The organism is Aureimonas mangrovi (genome assembly GCF_014058705.1).
GTDB classification, from domain to species: Bacteria; Pseudomonadota; Alphaproteobacteria; order Rhizobiales; family Rhizobiaceae; genus Aureimonas; species Aureimonas mangrovi.
Map to the genome: position 1 here is coordinate 315001 of NZ_CP059692.1, position 22823 is coordinate 337823.

The 22823-nt window shown below is 65.0% G+C and carries 14 protein-coding genes, 2 tRNA genes, 2 rRNA genes and 1 pseudogene; 14 read left to right on the forward strand and 5 right to left on the reverse strand.

All coding sequences use genetic code 11. The annotated features are described in order from the left end of the window. The first annotated feature begins 590 nt into the window (after positions 1 to 590). Together H1343_RS01470 and rrf are read left to right on the forward strand one after the other, a co-directional pair. Positions 591 to 3506: ribosomal RNA gene (locus tag H1343_RS01470) — 23S ribosomal RNA — on the forward strand. A gap of 348 nt (positions 3507 to 3854) precedes the next feature. Next, a 5S ribosomal RNA gene (rrf, locus tag H1343_RS01475) occupies positions 3855 to 3969 on the forward strand. Positions 3970 to 4970: 1001 nt separating this feature from the next. Here rrf and H1343_RS01480 read toward each other — a convergent pair. Further along, positions 4971 to 5990: a 1-aminocyclopropane-1-carboxylate deaminase gene (locus H1343_RS01480; RefSeq protein ID WP_185984228.1), complete on the reverse strand. Its 1020-nt coding sequence runs from the start codon at positions 5988 to 5990 to the stop codon at positions 4971 to 4973. 141 nt (positions 5991 to 6131) lie between these two features. Between H1343_RS01480 and H1343_RS01485 the strand changes: the two genes are divergently transcribed. Together H1343_RS01485 and H1343_RS01490 are read left to right on the forward strand one after the other, a co-directional pair. Then, complete coding sequence (locus tag H1343_RS01485) at positions 6132 to 6602, forward strand: Lrp/AsnC family transcriptional regulator (protein ID WP_185984229.1); 471 nt, start codon at positions 6132 to 6134, stop codon at positions 6600 to 6602. 78 nt (positions 6603 to 6680) lie between these two features. Continuing rightward, complete coding sequence (locus H1343_RS01490; RefSeq protein WP_185984230.1) at positions 6681 to 7712, forward strand: IS110 family RNA-guided transposase; 1032 nt, start codon at positions 6681 to 6683, stop codon at positions 7710 to 7712. Positions 7713 to 8100: 388 nt separating this feature from the next. Here the strand turns inward: H1343_RS01490 and H1343_RS01495 are convergent. Further along, positions 8101 to 8176, reverse strand: a tRNA-Ala gene (locus H1343_RS01495). Between the two features lie 243 nt (positions 8177 to 8419). Continuing rightward, positions 8420 to 8833, reverse strand: coding sequence for a TIGR02300 family protein (locus H1343_RS01500; RefSeq protein WP_185984231.1), 414 nt, complete (start codon positions 8831 to 8833; stop codon positions 8420 to 8422). 234 nt (positions 8834 to 9067) lie between these two features. Here H1343_RS01500 and aroA point away from each other — a divergent pair, with 234 nt between their 5' ends. The 10 genes and pseudogenes from aroA (at position 9068) to ftsH (ending at position 20710) form a co-directional block, all read left to right on the forward strand. Continuing rightward, positions 9068 to 10423 carry a 3-phosphoshikimate 1-carboxyvinyltransferase gene (aroA, locus tag H1343_RS01505; protein ID WP_246333192.1) on the forward strand — a complete coding sequence of 452 codons (1356 nt, stop codon included), beginning with the start codon at positions 9068 to 9070 and terminating at the stop codon, positions 10421 to 10423. A 712-nt stretch (positions 10424 to 11135) separates the two neighbouring features. Next, the gene (gene cmk / locus H1343_RS01510; protein WP_185985413.1) at positions 11136 to 11813 is read left to right on the forward strand and encodes a (d)CMP kinase; all 678 of its coding nucleotides are present in this window, start codon (positions 11136 to 11138) and stop codon (positions 11811 to 11813) included. Positions 11814 to 12067: 254 nt separating this feature from the next. After that, positions 12068 to 13768: a 30S ribosomal protein S1 gene (rpsA, locus tag H1343_RS01515; RefSeq protein ID WP_185984232.1), complete on the forward strand. Its 1701-nt coding sequence runs from the start codon at positions 12068 to 12070 to the stop codon at positions 13766 to 13768. A gap of 314 nt (positions 13769 to 14082) precedes the next feature. Further along, a tRNA-Arg gene (locus tag H1343_RS01520) sits at positions 14083 to 14159 on the forward strand. Positions 14160 to 14704: 545 nt separating this feature from the next. Next, positions 14705 to 15181, forward strand: coding sequence for an Hsp20 family protein (locus H1343_RS01525; protein WP_185985414.1), 477 nt, complete (start codon positions 14705 to 14707; stop codon positions 15179 to 15181). 96 nt (positions 15182 to 15277) lie between these two features. Continuing rightward, a pseudogene (locus tag H1343_RS01530) lies at positions 15278 to 15785 on the forward strand (Hsp20/alpha crystallin family protein). Between the two features lie 80 nt (positions 15786 to 15865). Then, the gene (locus H1343_RS01535) at positions 15866 to 16624 is read left to right on the forward strand and encodes an NADH dehydrogenase ubiquinone Fe-S protein 4 (protein ID WP_246333475.1); all 759 of its coding nucleotides are present in this window, start codon (positions 15866 to 15868) and stop codon (positions 16622 to 16624) included. Positions 16625 to 16633: 9 nt separating this feature from the next. Continuing rightward, a complete protein-coding gene (locus tag H1343_RS17170) occupies positions 16634 to 17353 on the forward strand; it encodes an SPW repeat protein (RefSeq protein WP_425484616.1) in 720 nt (239 codons plus the stop codon). 102 nt (positions 17354 to 17455) lie between these two features. Further along, positions 17456 to 18838 (forward strand): DegQ family serine endoprotease, encoded by a 1383-nt coding sequence (locus H1343_RS01550; RefSeq protein ID WP_185984233.1) that lies wholly within the window; start codon positions 17456 to 17458, stop codon positions 18836 to 18838. A 15-nt stretch (positions 18839 to 18853) separates the two neighbouring features. Next, the gene (gene ftsH, locus H1343_RS01555) at positions 18854 to 20710 is read left to right on the forward strand and encodes an ATP-dependent zinc metalloprotease FtsH (protein WP_185984234.1); all 1857 of its coding nucleotides are present in this window, start codon (positions 18854 to 18856) and stop codon (positions 20708 to 20710) included. Here ftsH and H1343_RS01560 read toward each other — a convergent pair. Continuing rightward, positions 20707 to 21408: a histidine utilization transcriptional repressor HutC gene (locus H1343_RS01560; protein WP_185984235.1), complete on the reverse strand. Its 702-nt coding sequence runs from the start codon at positions 21406 to 21408 to the stop codon at positions 20707 to 20709. The two genes, ftsH and H1343_RS01560, sit on opposite strands and share 4 nt — an antisense overlap. Further along, the gene (locus H1343_RS01565; RefSeq protein WP_185984236.1) at positions 21405 to 22766 is read right to left on the reverse strand and encodes a formimidoylglutamate deiminase; all 1362 of its coding nucleotides are present in this window, start codon (positions 22764 to 22766) and stop codon (positions 21405 to 21407) included. The genes H1343_RS01560 and H1343_RS01565 overlap by 4 nt, the downstream gene beginning before the upstream one ends. Positions 22767 to 22823 lie beyond the last annotated feature (57 nt).

A 22823-nucleotide genomic window follows, 5' to 3' on the forward strand; every position in this document is an offset into this window, starting at 1 on the left:
AAAGGTTTGCAGCCTTGGCCATTCGGGCCGAGTGTCTGCCTGTTCTGATGACAATGTGAAGAGAAGACGGGTCCTGAAGGATCGCTTGCGCTTAAGTCGCGATGCGATCCTGTCCGGGGCAGGGTGCCAGAAGGTTCATCGCCTCCTGGGTTCACGCTCTGCGCCATACCCGGTCGCGGTAAGGCTTCGGCCTTGTTGCGATCACCGATTGATGTGCCTGACCGCCATCATCGGGGCCCGTCTCTGGAAGCTGGTCTTTTTGCCATTCGAGAAGATGCGCCCGAACCTCTCCAAGGCGGTTCGAGCGTTTGTCTCAAATGGCTGGACGTCCTCGCAGGACGCCGTCACCCGTTGCACGCGGGCCGGTGTTGAGGATGTCCGAAGAGAATGAAGCGACAATGTTCGTCTCTCTCATTCCTGGCCTTCAGCACGCTCCTCGACGACAGGAACGCCAAACCGAGGCATCGCAAGATGCTGAGGCAAGGCCGAACGGCCGTCGCGGCTCGTGCCGCGCGCCCCGCGTAGACGGCGATCTCGATAGATCGTCGGCGTGAGCGGAAACGGAATTGATGAGCATTGGCGATGAGAACGATCAAGTGTCTTAAGGGCATCTGGTGAATGCCTTGGCATGCACAGGCGATGAAGGACGTGATACGCTGCGATAAGCCATGGGGAGCTGCGAATAAGCTTTGATCCGTGGATTTCCGAATGGGGCAACCCACCTCGATCTCTAGAAAATTAGAATGGTTTTGGACGGCTGGACGCCTCGATCCCGATTGGGATCGCAAGGCCGAACGGCCGTCGGGTCTGTTGGCCCGCGCCAGCGCAGACGGTCGGCCCTTGGCCGGTCGGCGTGAGCGACGCAAAAACCCTTCTGGTTTCTAGAGGTCATCAAAGAGGTATCTGACTCTGAATACATAGGGGTTAGAAGCGAACTCGGGGAACTGAAACATCTAAGTACCCGAAGGAAAGGACATCAACCGAGACTCCGTCAGTAGCGGCGAGCGAACGCGGACCAGGCCAGTGGCCTTGCAAGAGAGAAGCCGAACCAGTTGGAAAGCTGGACATAAGTGGGTGACAGTCCCGTAGGCGCAATGCTCTGCAAGGTCCTCGAGTAAGGCGGGACACGTGAAATCCTGTCTGAAATTGGGGGGACCACCCTCCAAGCCTAAGTACTCGTGCATGACCGATAGCGAACCAGTACCGTGAGGGAAAGGTGAAAAGCACCCCGACAAGGGGAGTGAAAGAGAACCTGAAACCGGATGCCTACAAACAGTGGGAGCCATCATTGGTGACCGCGTACCTTTTGTATAATGGGTCAGCGACTTAGTCTGGCGAGCGAGCTTAAGCCGATAGGTGTAGGCGCAGCGAAAGCGAGTCTGAACAGGGCGTTCAGTTCGTCGGATTAGACCCGAAACCGAGTGATCTAGCCATGAGCAGGTTGAAGGTGCGGTAACACGCACTGAAGGACCGAACCCGCATCTGTTGCAATAGATTGGGATGACTTGTGGCTAGGGGTGAAAGGCCAATCAAACTCGGAAATAGCTGGTTCTCCGCGAAATCTATTTAGGTAGAGCGTCGGATGAATACTCCAGGGGGTAGAGCACTGAATGGGCTAGGGGGACTCACCGTCTTACCAAACCCAATCAAACTCCGAATACCTGGAAGTACTGTCCGGCAGACACACGGCGGGTGCTAACGTCCGTCGTGGAGAGGGAAACAACCCTGACCACCAGCTAAGGTCCCCAAGTTATGGCTAAGTGGGAAAGGATGTGAGGATCCCAAAACAACCAGGATGTTGGCTTAGAAGCAGCCATCATTTAAAGAAAGCGTAACAGCTCACTGGTCTAGATTTAAGGGTTCTTGCGCCGAAAATGTACCGGGGCTCAAGCCATACACCGAAGCTGTGGGTGTGCAGTTTACTGCACGCGGTAGCGGAGCGTTCCGTAGGCCTGTGAAGGCGGACCCGTGAGGGCCGCTGGAGGTATCGGAAGTGCGAATGCTGACATGAGTAACGATAAAGGGTGTGAGAGACACCCTCGCCGAAAGTCCAAGGGTTCCTGCTTAAAGTTAATCTGAGCAGGGTTAGCCGGCCCCTAAGGCGAGGCCGAAAGGCGTAGTCGATGGGAACCACGTTAATAATCGTGGGCCTGGTGGTGAGTGACGGATTCCGTGTGTTGTACATCCTTATCGGATTGGTTGTGCAGCGAAGGGGTCCCAGGAAATAGCCCCACCGTATAGACCGTACCCGAAACCGACACAGGTGGACTGGTAGAGTATACCAAGGCGCTTGAGAGAACCGCACTGAAGGAACTCGGCAAATTGCACGCGTAACTTCGGAAGAAGCGTGACCTCGCAGGACGCAAGTTTTGTGAGGTGGCACAGACCAGGGGGTAGCGACTGTTTATCAAAAACACAGGGCTCTGCGAAGTCGAAAGACGACGTATAGGGTCTGACGCCTGCCCGGTGCTGGAAGGTTAAGAGGAGAGGTGCAAGCTTTGAATCGAAGCCCCAGTAAACGGCGGCCGTAACTATAACGGTCCTAAGGTAGCGAAATTCCTTGTCGGGTAAGTTCCGACCTGCACGAATGGCGTAACGACTTCCCCGCTGTCTCCAGTGCGGACTCAGTGAAATTGAATTCCCCGTGAAGATGCGGGGTTCCTGCGGTCAGACGGAAAGACCCCGTGCACCTTTACTATAGCTTTACACTGGCATTCGTGTCGGCATGTGTAGGATAGGTGGTAGGCTTTGAAGCGTGGGCGCCAGCTCGCGTGGAGCCATCCTTGAAATACCACCCTTCTCGTCATGGATGTCTAACCGCGGCCCGTCATCCGGGTCCGGGACAGTGTATGGTGGGTAGTTTGACTGGGGCGGTCGCCTCCCAAAGAGTAACGGAGGCGCGCGATGGTGGGCTCAGACCGGTCGGAAATCGGTCGTCGAGTGCAATGGCATAAGCCCGCCTGACTGCGAGACGGACATGTCGAGCAGAGACGAAAGTCGGTCATAGTGATCCGGTGGTCCCGCGTGGAAGGGCCATCGCTCAACGGATAAAAGGTACGCCGGGGATAACAGGCTGATGACCCCCAAGAGTCCATATCGACGGGGTTGTTTGGCACCTCGATGTCGGCTCATCGCATCCTGGGGCTGGAGCAGGTCCCAAGGGTTTGGCTGTTCGCCAATTAAAGCGGTACGTGAGCTGGGTTCAGAACGTCGTGAGACAGTTCGGTCCCTATCTGCCGTGGGTGCAGGAATATTGACAGGATCTGTCCCTAGTACGAGAGGACCGGGATGGACGTACCTCTGGTGGACCTGTTGTGGCGCCAGCCGCAGTGCAGGGTAGCTATGTACGGTCGGGATAACCGCTGAAGGCATCTAAGCGGGAAACCCACCTGGAAACGAGTATTCCCTATCAGAGCCGTGGAAGACCACCACGTTGATAGGCCGGGTGTGGAAGTGCGGCAACGCATGAAGCTTACCGGTACTAATAGCTCGATCGGCTTGATCGTTCTCATTCGCCAATGTTCATCTCGGGCCCTGCCCGAATGAACATTGTCTCTTCAGCAGTCTCCTCCCGCCAACCGGCATCTGGCCGGTTGCCTGCGGAGGGCCGGGCCATCAGGTCCGCCGACCTCTTGCGGGTCGGGACTGCCGTATTCTCTTCAACATGGACCAGCTTATCGCCTCGCATGCTCTTCTCTCGAGGAGCAGGCGCCTTCCGAGATCCGACGGGGATCGAGGATCGGCTCGAAGGAGCCGGCGGAACCTTCAGGTTCCGGCCCGCTGCAGACGATCGCCCCGCAGGCGATCGGCGTGAGGCGAGAAGCAAAGCTTCCAGAATTGATGCCATTTGCCGACCTGGTGGTTCCAGCGAGGTGGCTGCACCCGTTCCCATTCCGAACACGGCCGTGAAACGCCTCAGCGCCTATGATACTTCGTCTTAAGACGCGGGAAAGTCGGTCGCTGCCAGGTCTGCAAATCGCATCATCCAGTTCTCTTCCATCTCGACACCTTAAACGCCCCGTCCGGAGAAATCCGGCGGGGCGTTTCTGCGTTCCGGCCAACGACTTGCCATTCGCCGGCACCCCATGCCGTAGGGTCCTGTCCCCCGCCGATCTGTGAAATCCAGGCCGGGCCCGTCGTCGCCGGCGCCGCCACTGCGAGGCCGTAGTCGCACGCAGGCAGAGTGCGAGCGGGGCTCGATGACGGGGAAAGCGCCGGGCGAAGAGGGGCGCGCAGGGCCGGGCTTGCGCAGCACAAGGCTCTGGCCGCCGAAACAATGCCGTGCGCGCCTTCCGCGACACCACCCGGCGCGGACAAGATCAAGGCGCCGCGCGGGCGCAAGGACACCGACGGCGCAGCCGGGATGCCTGCCGCGCGAAGGCGGCAAAGGGCCGCGGTCGGTCCTGCGAAGGGCGAAGACGGCAGCCGCCGGGCCGGAAGGGGGCGGTCGACGAGGCAGGGCCGAACGCTGCCTCGCACCGGCACGCATGGGACCGCGACGGCGTTCCGCAGACAAGCTGCGGACGGTCGGACCGCCATGGGCGGCGCTGACAAAATTGGTCCGTCAGGTTGGGCGACCCCGGTGCAGCTATGGGCAGCTATGGCAACCGAGGCCACAAAGGCGGGCTCAGCCCCGGCAGCCCCAGGCAGCCTCGTCGCCACGTTGTACCGGGCGCGGCGGACGGCGGGTCCATCAGAGCGGCGCGCAGCGTGATGCTTCCATCGAAAACGCACGGGGCAGCAGACGCAATCGAAAAAGCCCACGACCAAAGGCCGCAGGCTGCCAGCACGAAGCACGAACCGCGCCCGGCACGCCGCAAACGCATCACGGCACGCCCGCTCAGCTCCTCATAAAAGCCCGAGCAACGTAGCAACCGTCCGTATGCCGCGTAAAAGCCCATGAACTGCATGCCTGAACACGGTCGTTGGGACAGAGCGGCACGGCTGGGCGAGCATGGAAGCGGCCACCATCAACCCTGCCCGTAATAGCCCGCATACCCATTCAGAGCCGGCGCACCTCCCAGATGGACGTAAAGTACCCGAGAATCGGCCGGGAAGAAGCCCTTGCCGACGAGGTCGATCAGGCCCTGCAGCGATTTTCCCTCATAGACCGGGTCGGTGATCATGCCCTCCGTGCGTGCGCCGAGCCGGATCGCCGCACTCGTCTCCTGCGACGGCACACCGTAGGCCGGATAGGCGTAGTCCGGATTGATGACGATCTCGTCTTCGCGTACGGCGCGGCCGAGCTCGACGAGTTCCGCCGCGTTGTCCACAATCCCGCGAACCTGCGAGCGGGTCTGTTCCGGCGTCCCGGATGCGTCGATGCCGATGACGCTCTCGGCGCGGTCCTGTGCCGCGAAGCCGACGATCATTCCGGCCTGAGTGGAGCCCGTCACGACGCAGACCACGATGTAATCGAAGCGGAAACCGAGGTCCGCCTCCTGGGCTGCGACCTCTTCGGCGAAGCCCACATAGCCGAGCGCACCGTATTTGTGGACCGAAGCCCCCGCGGGGATGGGGTAGGGTTTGCCGCCGGCCTCTTCCACCGAGCGGATCGCGTCCTCCCAGCTCCTGCGGATGCCGATGTCGAAGCCGTCTTCGACGAGACGCGAATCGGCGCCCATCAGGCGGGTCATCATGATATTGCCGACGCGGTCGTAGACGGCGTCATGGTGCGGCACCCAGCTTTCCTGGATGACGACACACTTCATCCCAAGCTTTGCGGCCGTCGCGGCCACCATGCGCGTGTGGTTCGACTGCACGCCGCCGATCGACACCAGCGTGTCGGCACCGGACGCGATGGCATCCGGCACGATGTATTCGAGCTTGCGCAGCTTGTTGCCGCCCATCGCCAGCCCCGAATTGCAGTCCTCGCGCTTGGCGAAGATCTCGACTTTTCCACCGAGCGCGGCGGTCAGGCGCCGCAGATGCTCGATCGGCGTCGGGCCGAAGGTGAGGGGATAACGATCGAAGCGCGTGAGCAGGGACATAGGTGGGGCTCCGTGGTCAATGAGAGCCCAAAGGATAGTAAAGGCAAGGCGAAAGGTGCTCTCGAAAGTCGAGGCTTTCGCGCTGCGAGCAAATCGGATTTCTTTCGCCGGGAGGCATTTCTTTCAATCGGACGCACAGAAATGGAAGAAGCTTCGACGCTGGATCGAACGGACTTGCGGATTCTCCGCGTGCTGCAGGGCAATGGTCGCCTGAGCAACGCGGAACTCGCCGCGAGGGTGAATGCCAGCCCGGCCACATGCCACCGCCGCACCCAGCGCCTTGTCGACGAAGGCTTCGTTCGCAGCGTGCGCGCCGAAGTGGATCCCAACGCCGTCGGGCTCGGCGTGCTGGTCCTCGTCGGCGTCGTGCTCGATCGCTCGACGCCCGAAAGCTTCGCAGCCTTCGAGGGCGCCGTGACGGGCATGAAGGAGGTGCTGGACTGCCACCTCGTCGCCGGTGAGTTCGACTATCTTCTGAAAGTGCGCGTACGCGACATCGGCGGCTTCAACAAACTGCACGGCGAACGGCTGCTGACGCTGCCGGGCGTGCGCCAAATCCGCACATTCTTCGTGATGAAGGAGGTGAAGGAACACGGTCCTTTGTCGTTCTGAGCGGCGGGTGATGGGGTGGACGCCCCGACGGCATCGTCGCGCCAGAATGGGCGTTTCAACCATTCACAGGAGGCGTCCGTGTCCGAGGTTACCACGATCGGCCTGGATATCGCGAAGACCGTGTTCCACGCCCATGGCGCCGACGAGCGCGGCCGCGGCGTTTTCTCCAAGCGCCTGACGCGGGCAAAGCTACTGGCCTTCTTCGCCGCGCAGCCACGCTGCATCGTGGCGCTGGAGGCGTGCGGCGGGGCCCACCATTGGGCTCGCGAGCTGACGGCGCTGGGCCATGAGGTTCGACTGATCCCGCCTGCCTACGTGAAGCCGTTCGTGAAGCGGCACAAGAACGATGCGGTGGATGCCGAGGCGATCTGCGAGGCGGCGCAGCGACCAACCATGCGCTTCGTGGCCGTTAAGAGCGAGGAGCAGCAGGCATCGGCCCTCGTGTTCCGGACCAGGGACCTCCTCGTTCGCCAGCGCACCCAGCTCATCAATGCCATTCGCGGTCATCTGACCGAGTATGGCTGGGTTGCGCCGAAGGGGCCTGCCTATGTCTCGATGCTGAGTGATCTGCTCGACGACGAGCTGGGGGCCTCGTTGCCGCCGGCAGCGGTCTCAATGTTCCGCGTCATGCTCGACGTCCTCGTCGATCTCAACGAGCGCATCATCGCTCTCGACAAGGAGATCGCCCAGCGTGCCTGCGAGCAGGAGACGGCGCGGCGGTTGATGACCATTCCCGGGATCGGGCCGATTACCGCGACGGCGCTGCTGGCCCTGGCGCCGGCAGCCGAGACCTTCGCTAAGGGGCGGGACTTCGCCGCCTGGGTCGGCCTGACACCGTTACAGCACTCGACCGGGGGCAAGCAGAAGCTCGGCGCGACCTCGAAGATGGGTGAGCGAACGCTGCGTCGCCTTCTGATCATCGGGGCCAGCGCGGTGATCATCCAGGCCACGCGGCGCGGCACCGCGAAGGGATCGTGGCTGGAGCAGATGCTGGCGCGCAAGCCGCGCATGCTGGTGACGGTCGCACTCGCCAACAAGATGGCGCGCATTGTCTGGGCCCTTCTGGCGAAGGGCGGAACTTACCGAGCTCCGATGGCGGTCGCGGCGTAAGCCGGGGTCGTCGTCAGAGGCCGTCGGAACGCGAGGTCGGTCGAAGGAGGGTATGGCATAACAGTCGGCGAGACGGGGCCGGAAGAACCAGTGCTTTCCACCGTGCCATCGAGCACGCTCTGGGTGTTTTGGTTCCGGTCCGCGAACTCCCATACGGGCCCGCAGCCATGCGCTGCATCAGAGGCCGGACAGATGGCAGCATCCGACATCGTGCCAACCCGACAAAAACCACTTGCGCCCAAGGGGGCGTCCACAGATGAAAAGCCGCATTCGGCTTTCGCGGAGGGCGTATTCGATGAACGATCTCTGCGCGTCCGCGTCGCGGGGCGGTCAAACGAAAAACGGCCTCCCGCGCGGAAGGCCGTTTCGTCTGTCTTCACAGAATGTCTGGTGGAGCCAATCGGGATCGAACCGACGACCTCTTGAATGCCATTCAAGCGCTCTCCCAACTGAGCTATGGCCCCATGCGCCGGGCGGGCCGGCGAACCGTTCGTCGGGCCGGAGGGCCCGAAGGACCCGCTTGGGAGCGGGTCGAACTCGTTGGCGGGTTCGTATTCGAAACTTTCCGGAAGATCAAGCGACCCGAAGGGCTTCGCGCCCAAGATGACAGTTTTTCTTCACCCGTATTCCGTCACCGGCGCAGCATCGCTTCGCGGGACGAGCCGGCGCCGTGACGCGGCGCCGGCCACAGCGCGTTCGGCCCTGGCTCAAACGTCTTCCTCGTCGTCGCGACCACCGATGATGTCGGTCATGTCGTCGTCATCGTCCTCGTCTTCCTCGAGGAAGGTGTCGGCGTCGTTGTCGTCGTCCTCGATCTCGACGTCGTCATCCTCGTCGACATCGGGCATGTCGGACTTGCCGTCGTCGTTCTCTTCTTCCTCCACGTCGGACAGCGAGACCGTCTCCTCGTTCTCGCTCTCCTCCGTGGTCTCCACCTCCTCGACCTCTTCTTCCTCTTCCCGCTTGGTCGAGGTGCGCCCGCCGGACTTCACCGTCTCGAAGAAGGAGAGGGGATACTCCTTGCCCGTGAAGGGCGAGACGATCGGGTCCTTGTTCAGGTCGTAGAATTTGCGGCCCGTCTCGGGGCAGACGCGCTTGGTGCCAAGTTCGGGATTCGCCATGAACGCCTCGTTCTCGATCTTACAGATGGGCGGGCGGGCGCCCCGAATCGAGAGCCGCACGCCGCGATGGCCAAGCAGAACATGACATTGGCCGCCGGGAAATCGGAAGGTCCCTTACGGCGTCGTTTCCGCCTTGTCAAAGCGCGATTCCCTCGCCCTGCGCACGGCAGGTGACGGCCGGGCGGCAGCCATGCTAGGCGGTCGCGGGAAGCTCTGAAGACAAGCGAGGCGAGAATGGCCGGTCACGGTGGACAGGCGCAGGCGATGCGCGCGGCGGCGGGGCGCGCCCTGACGGGTTCCGTGCGCGTGCCGGGCGACAAGTCGATCTCCCACCGCGCCTTCCTGTTCGGCGGGCTCGCAGCAGGCCGCACGCGCGTCACCGGCCTGCTGGAAGGCGAGGACGTTCTGGCCACCGGCCGGGCCATGCGTGCGATGGGCGCGCGCATCGAGCGCGACGGCAAGGCCTGGGTGGTTGACGGCGTCGGCAATGGCTGCCTCCTGGAGCCCGAGGCCGCGCTCGATTTCGGCAATGCCGGCACCGGCGCCCGGCTGACCATGGGCCTCGTCGGCACCTACGACTTCGCCGCCACCTTCGTCGGGGACGCTTCGCTCTCGGCGCGCCCGATGGGCCGCGTCCTCGATCCGCTGCGCCTGATGGGTACGCAGGTGCTCTCGCGCTCCAAAGGGCGCCTGCCGCTGACGCTGCAGGGCCCGCGCGCCGCCGCCCCGATCGAGTATCGCGTGCCCATGGCCTCTGCGCAGGTGAAATCGGCGGTGCTGCTGGCGGGCCTCAACGCGCCGGGCGTGACCACCGTGATCGAGCCGGTGATGACGCGCGATCACACCGAGAAGATGCTGCAGGGCTTCGGCGCGGCGCTGAGCGTGGAGACGGACGCGGCTAGCGTGCGCACCATCCGCCTCGAAGGGCAGGGCAGACTTTCCGGTGTCTCCGACTTCGCCGTTCCGGGCGATCCGTCCTCGGCGGCCTTCCTCGTCGTCGCCGCGCTGATCGTGCCGGGCTCGGACGTGACGATCGAGAACGCCCTGATGAACCCGACGCGCACGGGGCTGATCGAAACGCTGATCGAGATGGGCGCCTCGATCGAGATCCTGAACCGGCGCGTCTCCGGTGGCGAGGACGTCGCGGACCTTCGCGTGCGCCACAGCGCGCTGCGCGGCGTCGACGTGCCGGCCGAGCGCGCGCCCTCGATGATCGACGAATATCCGGTGCTGGCCGTCGCCGCCGCCTTTGCGGAAGGGGAGACGCGGATGGAGGGGCTGGACGAGCTGCGCGTCAAGGAGAGCGATCGCCTCGCCGCCGTCGCCGCTGGGCTCGCAGCCAACGGCGTGACGCACGAGGAGGGCGAGGACTGGCTGACCGTGACCGGGCGGCCGGACGGGAAGGGCTATGGCGGCGGCACGGTCGCGACGCATCTCGACCATCGCATCGCCATGAGCTTCCTCGTTCTGGGGCTCGCCACGCCCGAGCCGGTGAGCGTGGACGACGCGGCGATGATCGCGACGAGCTTTCCCGAATTCACCGGCCTCGTGAGCGAGCTCGGCGGCACGCTGGAGCCCGTCGCGGGTTGAGCGCGGCCCAGACCCCGGACGGCGCGCGGTGCTGAGGTTCGACGGGGACAGCCTCTTCGGCCTCGCCGTCATCGGGGCCGGGCTCCAGTTCGCGCTTCTGGCGATCCTCGCCCTGGCGCTCGTCGCGGGGGCCTTCCATCTGAGGCGCCCAAGCGTGCGGACCGCGCGGCTCCTCTGGATTGCGCTGCTTCTGGCGCTCGTCTGGCTGTTCCTGTCGATGGGGGTCGGCATCGCCCTGCTGGCCCTCGCCGATCGGGGCACCCTGGTGGTCCTCGCGCTGCTCCTGCCGCTGGCCGCGGTCTACGGCCTGCGCAAGGCGCGGCGACACAAGGCGGCGATGGGCGAGAGCGGGCGCGGCCTCGCAGCGACGATCCTGTCGATGACATGGCCGCCCGTCCTCATGGCGCTGTCTCTCGCCCTGGCGCTCGCCGACATTGCGCTGGAGCGCGGCCGCGAACTCGCCCTCGTCCTGGCGCTGTACGGTCTCGAGGCGGGCCAACCCTTGCCGGCGAGCGTGGAGACCGGGAACGGCGTGGCGGATGCGGTCGTAGGGCTGCTGACGCTTCTGGGCTATGGCGCGCTCTTCCTGTTCTTCCTCTCGATCCCCTTCGTGATCGGCAGCTTCCTTGCGATCGTCCTCGTCATCCTCGACCGGCTGGGCTGGGACGCGCCGCTGAAACACCGCATGGGCGAGACGCCCGACAGGACCGCCATGAAAGCTCTACCGACCGCCAAGCCCACTGCTGCTGCCCTGACCATCGCGATCGACGGGCCCGCGGCCGCCGGCAAAGGCACGCTCGCCAAGCGTCTCGCGGTCCACTACGCGCTGCCCTATCTCGACACCGGCCTTCTCTACCGCGCCGTCGGGCGCCGCGCGGCTGAAGCGGGCATCGACCTCGACGATCCGCAGGCGGCCGGTGCGGTGGCGCGGGCGCTTGAACCAAGCGCCCTCGACGACGGCTCGCTGCGCGGGCGGGAAGCCGGCGAACTCGCCTCGCGCATCGCGGTCCACCCGCCGGTGCGCGCCGCGCTCGTCGCCTTCCAGCGGGGTTTCGCGGCAAGGCCGGAGGGCGCCGTCCTCGACGGGCGGGACATCGGCACGGTGATCTGCCCGCACGCGCAAGTGAAGTTCTTCGTCACCGCCAGCCCCGAAGTGCGCGCGCGCCGGCGCACCGACGAGCTGGCCGCCAAGGGCCGGGACGTCGACTACGAGACGATCCTTGCGGAAGTGCGCGAGCGGGACCGGCGCGATGCCGGCCGTGCGGAGGCGCCGCTGAAGGCCGCCCCCGACGCGCACTTGCTCGACACCAGCGAAATGGATATAGAAACGGCCTTCCGGGCGGCCTGCGATCTTGTCGATCGCGTCCTGGCCGAACGGGGCGGAGCCTGATCCCTCGCGCGTCTTCCGGCACAGCCGGGAAATCCCATCGCGCCGGCCGGGGCTCCTGACGAAGATTGCATTTCCTGCCTGCGGCGGTCCATCCGCGCCGAACGCTTAAGCGCCTTCGATGGCGCAAGCGTCGCCCGAGCCTCGTTTCGAGGCCGGGCTGGTCCCCGCGAAGGCAGGCCCGAAACACGAACCCAGCCGGCGCGGCGACCCGGGCGGCCCCATGAGGACGGGGCGCCGGGTTCCAAGGAGAACGAATGTCCAACGCAGCAGTTTCACGCGACGATTTCGCCGCGCTTCTCGAGGCCTCCTTCCACGAGCATGACGTCGCCGAAGGCGCCGTCGTCAAGGGAACGGTCGTCGCGATCGAGAAGGACATGGCCGTCATCGACGCCGGCCTGAAGGTCGAGGGCCGCGTCGCCCTCAAGGAATTCGGCCAGAAGGGCGGCGAGAGCACCCTGAAGGTCGGTGATGTCGTCGACATCTATGTCGAGCGCATCGAGAACGCGCTGGGCGAGGCCGTCCTGTCGCGCGACAAGGCGCGCCGCGAGGAGAGCTGGGTCAAGCTCGAGGTCAAGTTCAACGCCGGCGAGAAGGTCGAAGGCCAGATCTTCAACCAGGTCAAGGGCGGCTTCACGGTCGACCTCGACGGCGCTGTGGCGTTCCTGCCGCGCAGCCAGGTCGACATCCGCCCGATCCGCGACGTCGGCCCGCTGATGAACACGCCGCAGCCCTTCCAGATCCTCAAGATGGACAAGCGTCGCGGCAACATCGTCGTCTCGCGTCGCACCGTCCTCGAAGAGAGCCGCGCCGAGCAGCGCTCCGAGATCGTCCAGAACCTCGAAGAGGGTCAGGTCGTCGAGGGTATCGTCAAGAACATCACCGACTACGGCGCCTTCGTCGACCTCGGTGGCATCGACGGCCTGCTGCACGTGACCGACATGGCCTGGCGCCGCGTCAACCATCCGACCGAGATCCTGCAGATCGGCCAGACGGTGAAGGTCCAGATCATCCGCATCAACCAGGAGACGCACCGCATCTCGCTGGGCATGAAGCAGCTCGAGGCCGACCCCTGGGAAGGCATCGGGGTCAAGTACCCGATGGGCGTGAAGGTCACCGGCCGCGTCACCAACATCACCGACTACGGCGCCTTCGTGGAGCTGGAGCCGGGCATCGAGGGCCTGATCCACGTCTCCGAGATGAGCTGGACCAAGAAGAACGTCCATCCGGGCAAGATCCTCTCGACCTCGCAGGAAGTCGAAGTGGTCGTGCTCGAGGTCGATCCGGTTAAGCGCCGCATCTCTCTCGGCCTCAAGCAGACGCTCGCCAACCCGTGGGAGTCGTTCCGCGACATGTTCCCGGTGGGCACGATCGTCGAGGGCGAGGTCAAGAACAAGACCGAGTTCGGCCTCTTCATCGGCCTCGACGGCGACGTGGACGGCATGGTCCACCTCTCCGACCTCGACTGGAACCGTCCGGGCGAGCAGGTCATCGAGGAGTTCAACAAGGGCGACATGGTCAAGGCGCAGGTCCTCGACGTCGATGTCGACAAGGAGCGCATCTCGCTCGGCATGAAGCAGGTGGGCGGCGATCCGTTCGTCAACGCTGCCGAGGCGGGCGAGCTGCGTCGCGGCGCGATCGTCACCTGCGAAGTGACGGGCGTGACCGACGGCGGCCTCGAGGTGAAGATCGTCGATACCGACCTCACCTCCTTCATCCGCCGCGCGGACCTTGCCCGCGACCGCGACGACCAGCGCCCCGAGAAGTTCTCGGTCGGCCAGAAGGTCGACGCGCGCATCACGCAGTTCGACAAGAAGGCGCACCGCGTCGGCGTGTCGATCAAGGCGCTGCAGATCGCGGAAGAGAAGGAAGCGGTTGCCCAGTACGGCTCGACCGACTCGGGCGCCTCGCTCGGCGACATCCTCGGCGCGGCTCTGAAGAACCGCGAGGGCGAGTAAGCCTTTTGCCGGCGCGCCTTCGGGCCCGCAGGCACCTCACGATCGAAAGGCCCGCGGCAGGGATGTCGCGGGCCTTTCTCTTTGTCGAGAGGCGGTGACGTGATGCGTGCGAGCCGCCTCGGCGGTCATCTCCGCGGGCTCGGCTGGTTCGCAGCTTTTCGGCAGACTGCAAGCTGCCGGGGTGCGCGGAGTTGTGTGGTCGACGGCCGGGCCTGGCTCCGGGCCGTTGCCTGGCGGACGGTGATCGGCTAGGAACAGACTGCGTGACGTTCGGCTGCGCTGCCGATCCCACGCGGATGCGCCAGCCGCATTCGGCACCCGTAGCTCAGCTGGATAGAGCGCTGCCCTCCGAAGGCAGAGGTCACAGGTTCGAATCCTGTCGGGTGCGCCATTTCAGTACAGAACCACGAACATTGAGACGCGGAGGATCCTGTCCGGTGACGGCCGCAACGAGGGCTCCCTGCTGCCGGTGATCCGGATAGTCTTGTCGCTGCCGCCGACACTGCCGAGGAACGATCACAGGGCGGTTTTCAGCGCCAATACGTCGCTCTGCCTCAGAAATTCGTTCATCACCCGCGCGAACGCTTCAACTTTTTCGGGGGATCGACTGCGCCGGGGTTGGTTCCCTGCGACGGGGCCAGATCGAACGCAGCGTTGGCCCGCTCGGTTCGCCCTTCAGCGCAGTGATCCGGACGAGGGGTCGGTGCGACGCCCGGATTTTTTGGGAAGAGTTTCGAGGCGATCGGCTCGACGAACACGTCGGGGACTGCTGCAACTCGTCTTATAACTTTCGTCTGAGGGGGGCCTTGAACCGCAAATTGGCTGAAACTAAATCGCTGCCGCCTGACGCCCTTTCGGGGTCGGGATGCCGAGTGGATGCGACAGCATCCGGCGGCACGAGAACTTGTACCATGTTGCTCAACGGAGGATGTGGCTATGAGAACCACTTTCGATTTTTCTCCTTTATTCAGGTCGAGCGTCGGCTTTGACCGGATGCTGAACGCGCTCGAGGCTGCGAGCCGCGTCGAGAGTATCGACAACTGGCCCCCTTATGACATCGCCAAGCTTGGCGATGACGACTACCGCATCACCATGGCGGTAGCCGGCTTCGGCCAGGACGAACTGACCCTCACCCAGGAGCAGAATATGCTTTTGGTGTCCGGTCAGAAAGCCGACGAGGACAACGACCAGTATCTGCATCGCGGCATTGCCGGGCGCGCTTTCCAGCGTCGCTTCGAGCTGGCCGACCACGTCAAGGTCGTGAATGCCCGCCTCGTCAACGGTCTGCTGACGATCGATCTCAAGCGCGAGATTCCGGAAGAGATGAAGCCGCGCCGGATCGAGATCGCGGCCGGCGAGGCGTCGCACGAGATCGAGACGAAGCAGATCGAGGCTGAGCAGCAGGCCGCTTAAGGCCCTTCCACCAGCGCACTCCGCGCACGGCGTCGGGCACCGCCCGGCGCCGGCAGGAAAGCTTTGCCTATCGAATGAACGGAAAGGAGAGAAACAATGAGTGTCCGTGATCTGATCCCCTGGGGCCGAAGCAATGGCAATCAGGCCCCGAGCGTTTCGCGAAAGCGATCGCGACCCGTTCCTGTCGCTGCACCGTGAAGTGAACCGCCTGTTCGATGACGTCTTCCGCGGCTTCGGCTCGGGCCTGCCGTCCGTCGGCAGCTTGGCGGGTTTCGGCCGAGACTGGCCGACCGTCGAGATTTCCGATGGCGAGAAGGAAATCAAGTTGACGGCCGAGGTGCCCGGCCTGGAGGAGAGGGACATCGAGGTCCTGCTCAATGACGGCGTGCTGACCCTGAAGGGCGAGAAACGGTCGGAAACGGAGGACAAGGAGAAGCAGTTCTCCGAGCGCTTCTACGGCCGCTTCGAGCGTCGCATTCCGCTCGGCTACGAGGTCCAGGAGGACAAGGTCGACGCCCGGTTCAAGAACGGCGTCCTGACCGTGACGCTGCCCAAGAGCGAGAAGGCACAGTCGCAGGTCAAGCGCATCGCCATCAAGAGCTGACCCGGGGCGGGCCGTCGGCGGTGGGCCATCTGGCGGCCGCCGACGGTATCCTTCGCCGCATAAAGGGAGGGATGGAAATGATGGACAGTTTCACACACGTACACGAAACCACGAAACCGCATGTCCCGCACGCAACGCCTTCCAACGACAACCGGCACACGCCTCTTTCGCTGGTACGCCGGGCCTTCCCGGACGGTGCGGTCGCGCGCATCTTCAAGCCCTCGCGCGCGGTGACGACTTCAGGCAAGGCGCGCACCAAGGGCTGGCGCCTGGTCTTCGAGCGACTCACCGCGCCCTTCATTGAACCGCTCATGGGCTACACGGGCGGTGACGATACGCTGACCCAGATCGAGCTGCGCTTTCCGACGCTCAAGTCGGCCGTCCGCTACGCGGAGCGGCAGGGCCTTGCCTATGTCATCCAGACCGCGGGCGCGCAGGGCAGAAGCGGCGGCAGCGAACGCGCTGGCGGGACGCCCGCACGCAGCGGCGGTTCGACGCCTGCCTTCTGCGACGCGACGCTCGAGCGGCTCGGGCTTTCGGATCTCCAGGAACGTTACGGTCGCGCCCTCAATGGCGCGGCGAACCGCAACGATCCCTCCGGTCCGGAAAGCTGGCCAACGCCCATGGCCGTGGTCCGCGACCCGGCGCTGACGCTGGAGGCCAAGCGATCGCTCCTCATGAACTGGGCGTGGACGGAGTACCTGATGGATCAGGCGACCAGCGAAGGGATGCCTGAAAACGGCCGGCCCACACGCCTCGGCGAGGTCGAGCAGGCGCTGCTCACGCTGGAACGCGAGGCTGCCGATCGGAACGATTCGGGCACGCGAATGGCGGCATGAGGTGAAGAGATGGATCCGTATGTCGTCTTTGATTGCCAGAAGGTTCTGCCCAACCGGTTTGCGCTGACGCTTGCCGCTGCCGCACGCAGCCGGGCGCTCGGTCGCGGTGTCGAGCCGAGGCTCGACAAGAGCGATGCCGGCGCGAGGGAGGTGGCGCTGTATGAGATCGCAGCGGGCATGTTCGCGCCTAGCGAGCTCGCAGCGTTTCTGGCGGACAGGGCGGAAGGCCATCTCTTCCGCCTGCCGATTCCGTTCCCCGGCTTTGCGGCGGCTCGAGCGAGGCTGTTGCCGCCGCATCCGCCTTCCCCTCGCGGGAGACGGTCCATTGCTGACGCAGCCCAACCGACAAGGAGGAACGGAACGATGCTGAACTCTCAGTCTTCCGATAAGCGGGCCGTGCTCGACAGCGTGAATGTGGTCGCCGGTCTCGGTCTTTTGCTGTCGCCCTGGTATCTTGGATACGCGGCCGAAACCTATGCTGCGTGGAATGCCTGGGTCGGCGGGGCCGCCATTACCCTGATCGCGATTGCTGCACTCTTCGCGTTCCATGAGGTCGAGGAATGGGCCAATCTCGGGCTTGGCCTCTGGACGGTGATCGCACCGTGGGCCCTCGGTTTCCAGGCCGTCGCCGCCCCGATGTGGGCCCATGTGATCGCCGGCCTCGCGGTCGTCATCATCGCAGCGACCAGCCTGTGGTTCACGACGAACCGTCCACTCTCGACAGCATGATTTCGTAACCGGCCCGGCCTCTCCGCCGGGCCGTCTTTTACGCCTCCGTCCGACGCCAGGCGGAAAGGAGGAAGCAACCGTCTGGTCAAACGGAGATCGCTCATGTTCAGGAAGATCCCAGCCCTGCGCCCCGCCGTCATCGCGTTGTGTGCAGCTTTTGCTTTGGCGGGAGGGCTGCCGTTCGCCGCTGTGGGGCAGACCGTGCCGGGTATCGCGGGAGAGCTTCCCACCCTTGCCCCCGTGCTGGAACGGGTCACGCCCGCCGTGGTCAACATCTCGGTCGTTTCGCAAACGCCCGGCACGTCCAATCCGCTCTACAACGACCCGTACTTCCGACGCTTCTTCGACCTTCCCGACGCGTCCCCGCCGCGGCAGCGCATGAGCGCCGGTTCCGGCGTGATCGTCGATGCGGCCGAAGGCCACGTGCTCACCAACCATCACGTGGTGGCGAACGCGCGCGAGATCACCGTCACGCTGAAGGATGGGCGCAGTATGAGCGCCGAACTCGTCGGCTCGGACCAGGCAACGGACATCGCCCTTCTGAAGATCGAAGGCAGCAATCTCGCTGCGCTGGAGATCGGCGATTCGAACCGCCTCAAGGTCGGCGACTACGTGGTCGCCATCGGCAATCCGTTCGGCCTTGGGCAGACGGTGACCTCCGGTATTGTCAGCGCGCTCGGCCGCAGCGGCATGAGCAATGACGGCTACGAGGATTTCATCCAGACGGACGCTTCCATCAACCCGGGAAATTCCGGTGGTGCGCTGGTCACGCTGGATGGCAGGCTCATCGGCATCAACACGGCGATCCTCACACCCGCCGGAGGCAATATCGGCATCGGCTTCGCGGTGCCGAGCAACATGGCGGTGTCCGTCATGAACCAGTTGATCGAGCACGGCGAGGTCCAGCGCGGCAGGCTGGGTATCGGCATCCAGGATCTGACGCCGGACCTGGCAGAGGCGCTCGGGCTCGGGGAGATCCGCGGAGCGGTGATCGGCAATATCGAACCCGGCTCGCCGGCCGAAGAAGCCGGACTGCAAGTGGGTGATGTGGTCACCGCCGTCGACGGACATCCCGTGCGGAGCGCAACGGATCTGCGAAACCGCATCGGCCTCACGCCTGCGGGCAGCGTTGTCGGCCTGACGATCCGGCGCGGCGATGCCGAGGAGACCATCGACGTCACCATTGCTGGAGATCCCGGCGCGTCCGCCGACCTGTCCGCCACGCCGCTGGATGGGGCCCGGATGAGGAATGCTTCACCCGGCGAGGCGCAGCAGGCCGGCGCTGCGGGCATCGTGGTTGAAAGCATCCTGCCCGGCAGCCCGGCGGCGCGAAACGGCCTCCGACAGGGCGACATGATCGTGACGGTGAACCGGTCACCGGTCTCGTCGCTGGCCGAACTGCGACGCGCGATCGCGGGCCAGAGGCCCGCACTGGCGCTGGAGATCATCCGCAACGGCGCCCGGCTTCTGCTGGTCGTGCGATAACGGAGCGGGGGCACGATGGACGTGAACAACAAGACGCAGTTCAACATCTGGTACTGGATCGCCGCCTTCTTCATCCTGATGGCCTTCCAGTATCTGTTCACCACGGCCACGCAGGTGGCTCAAATTCCCTATAGCCAGTTCGAGACCTATCTCGAGCAGGGCCAGATCGCCGACGTGGCAGTGTCGGATCGCTTCATCCAGGGGCGGTTCAGGGAGCCCGTCGACGGCCGGCCGATGTTCGTCACCACCCGTGTCGAACCCGACCTGGCGCGGCAACTCCAGGAACACGGTGTCGTTGTCACGGGGCAGATCGAGAGCACCTTCCTGCGCGACCTCCTCTCCTGGGTCGTTCCGGTGGCGCTGTTTATCGGCATCTGGATCTTCATGCTCCGGCGCATGGGCGGCGGCATCGGCGGCGGATTGATGCAGATCGGCAAGTCCAAGGCGAAGGTCTATGTCCAGTCGGATACCGGCGTGACCTTCTCGGATGTTGCGGGCGTTGACGAAGCCAAGGACGAACTCAAGGAGATCGTCGACTTCCTCAAGGACCCGCAAGGCTACGGCCGCTTGGGCGGGCGGATGCCGAAAGGCATCCTGCTCGTCGGCCCTCCCGGCACCGGCAAGACGCTGCTCTCCAAGGCCGTGGCCGGCGAGGCCGGTGTTCCCTTCTTCTCCATCTCCGGCTCCGAATTCGTGGAAATGTTCGTGGGTGTCGGCGCCGCGCGGGTGCGCGATCTCTTCGAGCAGGCGCGGGCCAAAGCCCCGGCCATCATCTTCATCGACGAGCTCGATGCCCTGGGGCGCGCCCGCGGCATCGGACCGATGGCCGGCGGCCACGACGAAAAGGAGCAGACGCTGAACCAGCTCTTGGTGGAGCTGGACGGTTTCGATTCCTCGACGGGCCTCGTGCTGCTGGCCGCCACCAACCGGCCCGAGATCCTCGACCCGGCGCTGCTGCGCGCCGGCCGCTTCGACCGCCAGGTGCTGGTCGACCGGCCGGACAAGACCGGCCGTGTGCAGATCCTCGGTGTGCATCTCAAGAAGGCCAAGCTCGCCCGGGACGTCGAGCCCGAGAAGATAGCGGCGCTCACCCCCGGCTTCACCGGGGCGGACCTCGCCAACCTCGTCAACGAGGCGACGCTGCTTGCGACCCGCCGCAGGGCGGACGCCGTGACCATGGACGACTTCAACAACGCGGTGGAGCGCATCGTCGCCGGCCTCGAGAAGCGCAACCGGCTGCTCAATCCGAGGGAGCGCGAGATCGTCGCCTATCATGAGATGGGGCATGCGCTCGTCGCCATGGCGCTGCCGGGCGTCGATCCGGTGCACAAGGTCTCGATCATCCCGCGCGGCATCGGCGCGCTGGGCTACACCATCCAGCGACCGACCGAGGACCGCTTCCTCATGACGCGCGAGGAACTGGAGAACAAGATGGCGGTGCTCCTCGGTGGCCGCGCGGCGGAGAAGATCGTGTTCGGCCATCTCTCCACCGGCGCCGCGGACGACCTCGTCAAGGTCACCGACATCGCCCGCGCCATCGTCACCCGCTACGGCATGTCGGAGAAGCTCGGCCATGTCGCACTGGAGCAGGACCGTCGCTCCTTCCTGGCCACCGACCAGCCGTATTACGGCCCGCAGGAGCGCGGCTATTCCGACGAAACCGCCGCCGCCGTGGATGAGGAGGTGCGCCGCATCGTGGACGAGACCTTCGACCGTACGATCGACCTGCTCACGGAACGCCGCGACACGCTGGAGCGGACCGCCCGCCTCCTGCTCGAAAAGGAAACGCTCGACGAGCGGGAAATACAGGGGCTTGTCGGCGGGCCGAAAGATCCTGCCGCCTTCAACGAGATTGAGACGGACAAGGCCTAGAGCTCCGTGCGCAGGCGGTGCGTCTGCGGATGCACCATGCGCACATAGGTGATCGGCCGGGCGAGCAGCCAGGTTCGGCGCTCGCCGACGAAGACCGGCGCGGCGGGCGAGACGTTCAGCCGCTCGGCCTCTTCCGCGTTCGGAAGCGCGGCAAGAAAGGCGAACTCGGCGCGCGAGAAGGGGGCTGCGGCGACCAGCCACTCGTTCGGCCCCTGCGTCTCGAAGCTTTCGCTGAGCGCGCGGGGTGCTGCGGCCGGATTGATCAGCCGATCCTCGAACTGATAGGGCCGCTCGTCGGCGAAGTGCAGGCATTTGAGATGCAGCACCGTCTCACCCGGCTCGACGCCGAGCCGGGCCGCATCCTCGTCGCCGGCGGCGCGTTCGTCACGCGACAGAAGTGCATAGCGATAGGCGGCGCCGGACGCGGCGATTTCGGCCGCGACGATCGGGATCGCGAAGCGCGCCTCACGCACCGGATGGGTGGCGACGCGCGAGCCGACCTTGCGCTTGCGCTCGATCAGCCCGGCGCGCGCCAGTTCCTGCAAGGCGCGATTGACGGTGGCGCGCGCGGCGCCGAACTCGGCCGCCAGCGCTTCCTCGCCCGGAATGAGCGCGCCCGGCCGCCACTCGCGCTCGCCGATGCGCCGGGCGATCTCGTCCTTGATCGCGCGGAAGGAGGAGCGGGACGCCGGCTTCACAGGCGGCCCATGACATCTGCGAGAACGGCGCGGTAGCGCGCGGCGATCGCATCGCGGTAGAGGTGACGGCCACCCATCACGACATGGCGGCCGGCCGACCAGACGTCCGTCACGGCCCGGTCGTCGCCCGTGAAGATCCAGCCGTTCAAAAGGCCGTCGTCCTTGCCCGAGCCGGCGAAGCGCGCCGGGTCGAGCGCCACGAGATCGGCGAGCGCGCCCTCACGGATCGCGCCGCTTTCGCGTCCGAGCGCACGCGTGCCGCCCTTCAGCGCGCCGTCGTAGAGGCGCCGGCCGACGGAGCCGCCGGGTTCTGCGAGAACGGCGCGGCCCTTGTGCTTGAGGCGCTGGGAATATTCGAGCTGGCGCAGCTCCTCGCCTGCGGTGATGCGGATGTTGGAGTCCGAGCCGACGCCGAAATGCCCGCCCTCTTCGAGAAAGGCGACGCCCTCGAAGATGCCGTCGCCGAGATTGCCCTCGGTGACGGGGCACAGGCCCGCGACGGCGCCCGAGCGTGCAAGGCGGCTCGTCTCCTCGCCTGTCATGTGTGTCGCGTGGATGAGGCACCAGCGCGGGCCGACCTCGAAATTGTCCATCAGCCATTCGACCGGTCGCCGCCCGGTTGCGGCGAGGACCTCCTCGATCTCGGCTTCCTGCTCGGCGGCATGAAGGTGGAAGGGGGCGTCCGGTAGAAGCTTTTCCAGAGCCGCGATGTCCTCGGCGGGAGCGGCTCGCAGCGAGTGCGGCGCAAGGCCCATATGCGTGTCGAAGGGAAGCGCCTTCAGGATCTCGCGCGAGCGCTCGACGAGCTTGACGAAGCGGTCGAGATCGTTGCCGAAACGGCGCTGACCACCCGCTAGCGCGCGCCCGTCGAGCCCGCCGGTGCGGTAGTGGACGGGCAGGAGCGTGAGACCGATGCCGGTCTGGCCGGCGGCCGCGGCGATGCGTCCGGCCAGTTCGCCGAGGTCGTCATAGGGCAGGCCGCTCGGTGCGTGGTGCAGATAGTGGAACTCGGCGACCGCGCCGAAGCCGGCCTCCAGCATCTCGGTGAAGGCGAAGGCCGCAATCGCTTCGATCTCGTCGGGGGTCAGCACGTCGAGGAAACGGTACATCAGGACGCGCCAGGTCCAGAAGCTGTCGCGCCCCTCTGGCCCGCGCGTTTCCGTCAGCCCGGCCATGGCGCGCTGGAACGTGTGGCTATGAAGATTGGAAAGGGCCGGCAGAAGCGCTGGCACGGTGATGTCTGCTGCCGGGTCTGCACTTTTCGATACGCTTGCGATCCGTCCGTCAGCACCGGTCTCGACAACCACGTCCTGCGCCCAGCCATCGGGAAGAAGCGCCTGTTCGGCCTTGATACGCATAGGCTTGGTCCTCGGACACCGCAATTGACAGTATATGTCTATACATAATAGCGTTCG